Origin of the sequence: Streptomyces sp. PA03-1a (assembly GCF_033792805.1) — a bacterium.
Taxonomy (GTDB): domain Bacteria; phylum Actinomycetota; class Actinomycetes; order Streptomycetales; family Streptomycetaceae; genus Actinacidiphila.
On the sequence record NZ_JARAVO010000339.1, the window covers coordinates 1 to 7,650 of the forward strand.

At 74.3% G+C, this 7,650-nt stretch carries 6 protein-coding genes, 2 pseudogenes and 1 riboswitch; of the genes and pseudogenes, 6 read left to right on the plus strand and 2 right to left on the minus strand.

Annotation, left to right across the window (positions count from 1 at the left end; genetic code table 11):
* Positions 1 to 48 precede the first annotated feature (48 nt).
* Positions 49 to 573 carry a hypothetical protein gene (locus PV341_RS42015; protein ID WP_500323067.1) on the minus strand — a complete coding sequence of 175 codons (525 nt, stop codon included), beginning with the start codon at positions 571 to 573 and terminating at the stop codon, positions 49 to 51.
* Positions 574 to 967: 394 nt separating this feature from the next.
* Positions 968 to 1,184, plus strand: a riboswitch (cobalamin riboswitch).
* Between the two features lie 107 nt (positions 1,185 to 1,291).
* On the opposite strand from PV341_RS42015, the pseudogene metE reads away from it, so the two are divergent.
* The 6 genes and pseudogenes from metE (at position 1,292) to PV341_RS42045 (ending at position 7,392) form a co-directional block, all read left to right on the plus strand.
* Positions 1,292 to 3,574, plus strand: a pseudogene (metE, locus tag PV341_RS42020) (5-methyltetrahydropteroyltriglutamate--homocysteine S-methyltransferase).
* 5 nt (positions 3,575 to 3,579) lie between these two features.
* On the plus strand, positions 3,580 to 4,164 hold the full coding sequence (locus tag PV341_RS42025) for an acyl-CoA thioesterase (protein ID WP_500323068.1): 585 nt from the start codon (positions 3,580 to 3,582) through the stop codon (positions 4,162 to 4,164).
* A gap of 9 nt (positions 4,165 to 4,173) precedes the next feature.
* The gene (locus PV341_RS42030; protein WP_500323069.1) at positions 4,174 to 4,596 is read left to right on the plus strand and encodes a VOC family protein; all 423 of its coding nucleotides are present in this window, start codon (positions 4,174 to 4,176) and stop codon (positions 4,594 to 4,596) included.
* Positions 4,593 to 5,669, plus strand: coding sequence for an adenosine deaminase (locus PV341_RS42035; RefSeq protein ID WP_500360617.1), 1,077 nt, complete (start codon positions 4,593 to 4,595; stop codon positions 5,667 to 5,669). The genes PV341_RS42030 and PV341_RS42035 overlap by 4 nt, the downstream gene beginning before the upstream one ends.
* A 209-nt stretch (positions 5,670 to 5,878) precedes the next feature.
* The gene (locus PV341_RS42040; protein WP_500360618.1) at positions 5,879 to 6,859 is read left to right on the plus strand and encodes a hydroxyacid dehydrogenase; all 981 of its coding nucleotides are present in this window, start codon (positions 5,879 to 5,881) and stop codon (positions 6,857 to 6,859) included.
* Between the two features lie 143 nt (positions 6,860 to 7,002).
* Entirely contained in the window at positions 7,003 to 7,392 is a 390-nt protein-coding gene (locus PV341_RS42045) for a hypothetical protein (protein WP_500360619.1), read from the plus strand.
* A 115-nt stretch (positions 7,393 to 7,507) separates the two neighbouring features.
* Here the strand turns inward: PV341_RS42045 and PV341_RS42050 are convergent.
* Positions 7,508 to 7,650: pseudogene (locus tag PV341_RS42050) on the minus strand (IS630 family transposase); the annotation flags it as partial.

Sequence of the window (7,650 nt, forward strand, 5' to 3'; positions counted from 1 at the left end):
AGCTCCTCGCCCTCGCCGACCGCGTCCTGGAACTCCGCGACGGCCACATCACCCCCACCGACTGACCCACGCCTTCCACGGGGCGGGGCGCGACCGACGCCGGCCGGCGCGGTGCAGCGCCAGGCCGGACCAGCCGGCCAGGACGAGTCCCACCGCGGTGAACCCCGACCAGAACAGCAGGGGACCGTGCCCGACGTCACGGCGGGCGACGACCCGCTCGGGACGGTCGGCCCGGTAGACGATGGGGAGCCGGTCCCCGTGGTTCACCTGGCGGCGGTTGGTGCCCGGCGGCAGCGGGTGGGTCACCTCGGCGCCCGCCACGGTGAAGGTCACCCACAGCCGGCCGTCGCCGGAGGCGTCGCGGGCCTCGCGGACCGTCCCCACCGTGTGCACGCCGTAGCGCACGTCCAGGGTGTCCCTGGCCGTCGCGGTCAGCAGCCAGACGCCCGCCGCGAGGAACACCACGCCGGCCAGCAGGAGCGCCAGGGGATGCGCGGAGCCCTCGCCCGAGCCCCGCCCTTCCGATCGCCGGCCGCCTCGCATCGGTTCGTGCTGTGCGTCCCGTGCCCCCATGGAAGCAATTTACGCGAACCACCAGGCCCTGGGGGAGGCCGAGTTGGGGGTGTGCGACGCCCACCGGGACGTCCGGGACGACGACCTCGTCGCCGTCGGTGCGGGCCCGCGCTTGCACTGCCTGCTGCGCAAGGTCGTGCCGGAGGCCTGGCCGGCCGCCTGGTGCCCGGTGACATGCCGCGTGCGCGGCTGGAGGAGGCCGCCGCGCGGTTCACCCGCGCCGCGGGGCCGCCCGCACCGGCACCGGCCGAGTGCGCCGGTTCCGTTCCGTCGCGGCCCGGGCCGACCCGCATCCAGGGCCCTGCCACCCCGGCACGCGGCGCCCGGCGCCGCTCACCGTGCCCACCGGGACGTCCGGTCCGCGGATCTCCCCGTCCGCGGGCGGCGCACCCCGTAGGCTGGCGCGTGCAGCTGGTTCGCCCCGTCCGCCAGGCGGGATGCGTCGCAAGAGGGAACCCGGTGGGAATCCGGGACTGCCCCGCAGCGGTGAGCGGGAACGACCGCCGTCATACGCACTGGGCGCGCAAGCGCCCGGGAAGCGACAGCCAGTAGGTGTCTGCCCGGCAGACGTGCCCGTGAGTCCGGAGACCTGCCACTGCCCGTGCCCCGCGGTGGGGCGCGGTTCCACCGGGACCTCGTGGGCGGGTCGGCGGCGGCCTTCGTGTGCCGTGCCGGCGTCCCGTGCCGGGGTCCGTGCGAACTCGCGAGGGAGAGTTCCATGGCACTCACGCACATCGGTGCAACCCTCCACGGCTACCCGCGCCAGGGCCCCGACCGGGAGCTCAAGCGGGCCCTCGAGGGCTACTGGACGGGCCGCGTCGGGGCGGAGGACCTGCTCGCGACCGCCGCGTCCGTCCGGGCGGGCGCCCGGCGCCAGATGCGCGCGGCGGGCATCACCGAGATCCCGACCGGCGGCCTCTCGCTCTACGACCACGTCCTGGACACGGCCTGGGCGGTCGGCGCCGTTCCCGCGCGCTACCGCGCGGGCGAGGTGACCGAATTGGACGCCTACTTCGCGGCCGCGCGCGGCACGGCGGAGCTGGCGCCGCTGGAGATGACCAAGTGGTTCGACACCAAATACCACTACCTGGTACCGGAGAGCGGCCCCGGCACCGGCTTCGCCCCCGACCCGCGGGGGCAGCTCGCGCAGTACGCCGAGGCCCGGCGCGAAGGGCTGACGGCCCGTCCGGTGCTGCTGGGCCCGGTCAGCTTCCTGCTGCTGTCCAAGCCCGCGCCCGGCGCCGGTTTCACACCGCTCGCGCTGCTGGGCCGGCTGCTGCCGGTCTACGCGTCCCTCCTGGCGGACCTGCGGGCCGCGGGCGCGGAATGGGTGCAACTGGACGAGCCGGTACTGGTCCAGGACCAGCCGCGTGCCGTGCTCGACGCCACCGCCCGCGCCTACCGCGAACTCACCGCTCGCCGCGGACCGGCCGAAGGTGCTGGTCGCCACCTACTTCGACGCCCTCGGGGAGGCCCTGCCCGTCCTTGCTCAGTCCCCCGTGGAGGGGCTGGCCCTGGACTTCACCGGTCCCGCCGCCGCGAACCTCGACGCGCTCGCCTCCCTCGGCGGCCTGCCCGGCAAGCGCCTGGTCGCCGGGGTCGTCGACGGCCGCAACGTCTGGGCCGACGACCTGGAGGCCTCGCTCGCCACCCTGGCCACCCTGCTGGGCCTGACCGGCCACCTCGACGTGGCGCCCTCCTGCTCCCTCCTCCACGTCCCCCTGGACCTGACGCGGGAACGCACCCTGGACCTGCAGGTCACGCGCTGGCTCGCCTTCGCCCGGCAGAAGCTCGACGAGACCGTCACCCTGGCGCGCGCCCTGTCCGAGGGCCGGGAGGCCGTCGCCCCGCAACTGGCCGCGAGCCGTGCCGCCCGGGCCTCACGTACGCCTCCGCCCTCACCCACGACCCCGCCGTACGGGCCCGCTGCGCGGCCGCCGGCCCCGACGACGCCCGCCGCCCCCAGCCGTACGGGGAGCGGGCGGCGGCGCAGCGGAACCGGCTCGGCCTGCCCCCGCTGCCGACGACGACCATCGGCTCGTTCCCGCAGACCGCCGACCTGCGCGCCGCCCGCGCGGCCCTGCGGGCGGGGAAGCTGACGGCGCAGCAGTACGAGGAGCGGATCGCCGCCGAGATCCGCGAGGTCGTCGCGTTCCAGGAGAAGGCGGGTCTGGACGTCCTCGTCCACGGGGAGCCCGAACGCAACGACATGGTGCAGTACTTCGCCGAGCGGCTGGACGGGTTCCTCGTCACCCGGCACGGCTGGGTCCAGTCCTACGGGAGCCGCTACGTCAAGCCGCCGGTCCTCGTCGGCGACGTGTCACGGCCCGCGCCCATGACGCTGCGCTGGACCTCCTACGCGCAGTCGCTCACCGGCAGGCCCGTCAAGGGCATGCTCACCGGCCCGGTCACGATGCTCGCCTGGTTCTTCGTCCGCGACGACCAGCCGCTCGCCGACACCGCCCGCCAGGTCGCCCTCGCCCTGCGCGACGAGGTCGCCGACCTGGAGGCGGCCGGGACCGCGGTCATCCAGGTCGACGAACCCGCGCTGCGCGAGAGCCTGCCGCTGCGCGCCGCCGCCCGCCCCGGCTACCTGGAGTGGGCCACCGAGGCCTTCCGCCTCGCCACGTCCGGGGTCCGCGCGGACACCCAGGTCCACACCCACATGTGCTACGCGGAGTTCGGGGAGATCCTGCCGGCCATCGAGGCCCTGGACGCGGACGTCATCAGCCTGGAGGCCGCCCGTTCCCACATGGAGATCGCGGGCGAGTTGGCCGCCGCCGGCTACCGGCGGGAGGCCGGCCCCGGGGTGTACGACATCCACTCGCCCCGCGTCCCCTCGGAACGGGAGATCTCCGACCTCATCGACCGGGCGCTGCGGGCCCTGCCCGCCGAACGGCTGTGGGTCAACCCCGACTGCGGTCTGAAGACCCGGGCCCCGGGCGAGGTCCGTGCCGCGCTGGAGAACCTGGTGGCCGCGGCGCGCCGGGTGCGGGGGTGAGCGGGATGGCCCCGCGGTACAAGACGCCGGCCGACTCGGCCGTGACGCTCGCCCACATCATGAGCGAGCACGACACCAACCTGTACGGGACCGTCCACGGCGGGGTCGTGATGAAGCTCGTCGACGACGCGGCGGCGGCGGCCGCGGCCCGGCACGCCTCGGGGCCCGCGGTGACCGTCTCCGTGGAGGGGATGGCCTACCTCCACCCGGCGCACGCCGGTGACCTGCTCACCGTCCACGCGGTCGTGGAGCACGCGGGCCGCACCTCGATGGACGTCGGCGTCCGCGTCACCGCCGAGCGCTGGGACACCCCGGGCCCGGTGACCGACGTCGCCACGGCGCACCTGGTCTTCGTGGCCACCGGCGCCGACGGCAGGCCCCGGCCGGTGGCGGAGCTCAGGCCGGCGTCGGCCGAGGACGAGCGGCGGCACGCCCGGGCGCTGCGGCGCCGCGCCCTGCGCGTCCGGCAGGCCGAGGCGGGCTCACCCGGGGCCCGGGCGGGGCGGCCGGCCGCCGCCCCGCCCGGGCAGGGACAGGCGCCCCTCCCAGCCGGAGGGGGCGCCTTGCCCGGGTCGTGGTGTTACGTATAACGTTCGCGCATGTCCCGTATCGCCCTGGTCACCCTCGTCGTCCGCGACTACGACGAGGCCATCGCCTTCTACACCGGCGCCCTCGGCTTCGAGCTCGTCGAGGACGAGCCGCGCCCCGGCGGCAGCCGGTGGGTCGTCGTGCGCCCGCCCGGCGGCGCCGCGGGCAGCGGGCTGCTGCTCGCCCGCGCCAAGAACGACGCGGAGCTGTCGCGGGTCGGCGACCAGACCGGCGGACGGGTCGGCTTCTTCCTGCACACCGAGGACTTCGCGGGCGACCACGCGCGGATGAGCGCCGCGGGGGTGACCTTCCTGGAGGAGGCCCGCCACGAGGCGTACGGCTCGGTCGTCGTCTTCCAGGACCCCTACGGGAACCGCTGGGACCTCCTCCAGCCCGCCGCCACCGCCCCCACCGACCAGGAGCCCACCGCGTGACCGCCCTCGACACCGACCTGATCCGCCGGCTCCCCAAGGCCGTCCTCCACGACCACCTGGACGGCGGCCTGCGCCCGGCCACCCTGGTCGAACTGGCCGCGGAGATCGGCCACACCCTGCCCGCCACCGACCCCGGCGAGCTGGCCGCCTGGTACTACGACGCCGCCAACTCCGGCGACCTGGTCCGCTACATCGCCACCTTCGAGCACACGATCGCCGTGATGGGCACCCGAGAGGGCCTGCTGCGCGTCGCCGAGGAGTACGTGCTGGACCTCGCCGCCGACGGCGTCGTCTACGGCGAGGTGCGCTACGCGCCCGAGCTGCTGGTGCACCGGGGCCTGACCCTGGCCGAGGTCGTCGAGACCGTCCAGCAGGGCCTGGCCGCCGGCATGGCGAAGGCCGCCGCCGCGGGCACGCCGGTCCGCGTGGGGACCCTGCTGTGCGCGATGCGCATGACCGACCGCAGCCGCGAGGTGGCCGACCTCGCCGTCGCGTACCGCGACGCGGGCGTCGTCGGCTTTGACATCGCGGGCGCCGAGGACGGCTTCCCGCCCGCCCACCACCTCGCCGCCTTCGAGCACCTGCGCCGCGAGAACGTGCCCTTCACCATCCACGCGGGCGAGGCCCACGGCCTGCCCAGCATCCACCAGGCGGTGCAGGTCTGCGGCGCGCTGCGGATCGGCCACGGCGTCCGCCTCGCCGAGGACATCGTGGACGGCAAGCTCGGCCGCCTGGCGGGCTGGATACGCGACCGCCGCATCGCACTGGAGGTCTGCCCGACCTCCAACCTCCAGACGGGCGCCGCCACCTCCATCGCCGAGCACCCCATCACCCTCCTGCGCGACCTCGGCTTCCGCGTCACCCTCAACACCGACAACCGGCTGGTCTCGGCGACCACCATGACCCGCGAGATGGAGCTGCTCGTCACCGAGGCGGGCTGGACGGCGGAGGACCTGCGCGAGGTCACCGTCAACGCGCTCAAGAGCGCGTTCCTCCCCTTCGACGAGCGGAACGCGATCATCCGCGATGTCGTCCTGCCGGGCTACGAGACGGTGCTCGCCGCGGGCAGCTGACCCCCGACGGGGGTGCCGGCCCGGCTCCCGGTCCGGTACCCCGTGTGCGGCGTCCGCGGCGGTGCGCGTGCCGGGGCCGGGGAGGCCCGGTCCGCCCTTGACGGCGCCGGGTCCCGTGCGAATGATGGCGCCCTCACCTGTCCGCAGGTCTCCACAGGGGGAGCCGTCACGTGACCCGCGCGCACCACCGTCCCCGTACCGTCCTGGCCATGAGCGCCGGGACCCGTGAGGCCGTCCTCGGCGACGCGGCGCTCGAACGGCTCTGCCGTGTCGCCCGCGTCGACCCCGCCCTGCTCGTCGAGGACTTCGGGGACCCCGCCGTGGCGGAACCGCTCGCCGAGGCCGAGGTGCTGCTCACCGGCTGGGGCTGCCCGCCGCTGGACGAGGCGGCGCTGGCCCGCATGCCCGCGCTGCGCGCGGTCGTCCACGCCGCCGGATCGGTCAAGCAGCACATCACCGACGCCGTGTGGCGGCGCGGCATCCAGGTCTCCACCGCCGCCGCGGCCAACGCCCTGCCGGTTGCCGAGTACACCGTCGCCGCCGTGCTGTTCGCCAACAAGCGCGTCCTGGCCTCGGCGCAGGCCTACCGGGAGGCCCGCCGCCGGCCGGAGCCCTCCGAGGTGTGCCCCGGCATCGGCAACTACCGTCGTACCGTGGGGGTCGTCGGTGCCTCCCGCATCGGGCGGCGGGTCATCGAGCTGCTGCGCCCCTTCGACCTGCGCCTGCTCGTCCACGACCCCTACCTCGACCCCGGCGAGGTGGTCGCGCTCGGTGCGGAGCCGGTGGAGCTGGACCAACTGTGCCTGCTCGGCGACGTGGTCACCGTCCATGCCCCCGAACTGCCCGAGACCCGCCACCTGTTCGACGCCGCGCGCCTGGCGCTGCTGCGGGACGGGACCACGCTGATCAACACCTCGCGGGGCTCGCTGGTCGACACCGCCGCGCTCACCGCCGAACTGGTCTCCGGCCGGCTGCACGCCGTCCTCGACGTCACCGACCCCGAGCCGCTGCCCGCCGACTCGCCGCTCTACGATCTGCCGAACGTCCTGCTGACCCCGCACGTCGCCGGATCGCTCGGCGGCGAGCTGGCCCGGCTCGCCGACACCGCGATCGAGGAGATCGAACGTCTCGCCCACGGTGCGCCCCTCGCCCACGCCGTCCACCGCGACGCGCTCGCACGCTCCGCCTGAGGAAGGATGCTCCTTCGGCATGTCGTCGGCCGTCGCATAGAGTGCTGTCGCGAGGGTGTCCACGTCGTTCGACGAAACGATCTTGGACACCCTCGTTCTCGTCTTCGCAGGCACCCCTTGGACCGCACCACCAGGAGGAACCGGTGTCATACCCGCAACTGCTCACCCCCGAGGAGAAGCTCGCCGACGCGAAGAAGCTGTTGAGCCTCCCGCATATCGTCGTGATCTGCGGCTCCACCCGCTTCATGACCGAGATGGACGAGGCCGATCTGCGGGAGACCACAGCCGGAAGGATCGTCGTCAAACCGGGCTGCGACATGAAGTCGCCGCACGAACTTTGGTCCGATCCTGCCGAGGCCGAGGCGCTGAAGGTTCGACTCGACGATCTGCACCGGGCGAAGATCCGGCTCGCCGATGAGGTGCTCGTGGTCGGCGACTACATCGGAGACAGCACCCGAGCCGAAATCGCCTACGCCCGGTCGCTGGGCAAGCCCGTGCGGTTCACGCACCCCGAAGTCGACCCTGACGACTGACCGCCCGCTGCCACCTCGACAACCAGGGGCGGCAGCCCACCGCCTGACCGTCTCGCGGTGGCTTCGGCCGCCGCCCGCCCCACACCCCCCGCAGGCATCCCTTGGAATTGGCCATCTAGTGTCCTGAGTCGTTGATTCGGTTCAGATATCCGGCGAGGTGTTCGAAGATTTCGTCTGCGGTTTTCGTCCAGACGAAGGGCTTGGGGTCGTCGTTCCAGGTCTGGATCCAGGTGCGGATGTCCTTCTCCAGGACCTGGA

What these genes read in the sequence shown, in the direction of transcription:
- PV341_RS42040 (WP_500360618.1), top strand. Translation starts at nt 5,879, where the DNA reads ATGAGCGCCGGGACCCGTGAGGCCGTCCTCGGCGACGCGGCGCTCGAA.
- PV341_RS42015 (WP_500323067.1), bottom strand. Translation starts at nt 573, where the DNA reads ATGGGGGCACGGGACGCACAGCACGAACCGATGCGAGGCGGCCGGCGA.
- PV341_RS42025 (WP_500323068.1), top strand. Translation starts at nt 3,580, where the DNA reads ATGGCCCCGCGGTACAAGACGCCGGCCGACTCGGCCGTGACGCTCGCC.
- PV341_RS42030 (WP_500323069.1), top strand. Translation starts at nt 4,174, where the DNA reads ATGTCCCGTATCGCCCTGGTCACCCTCGTCGTCCGCGACTACGACGAG.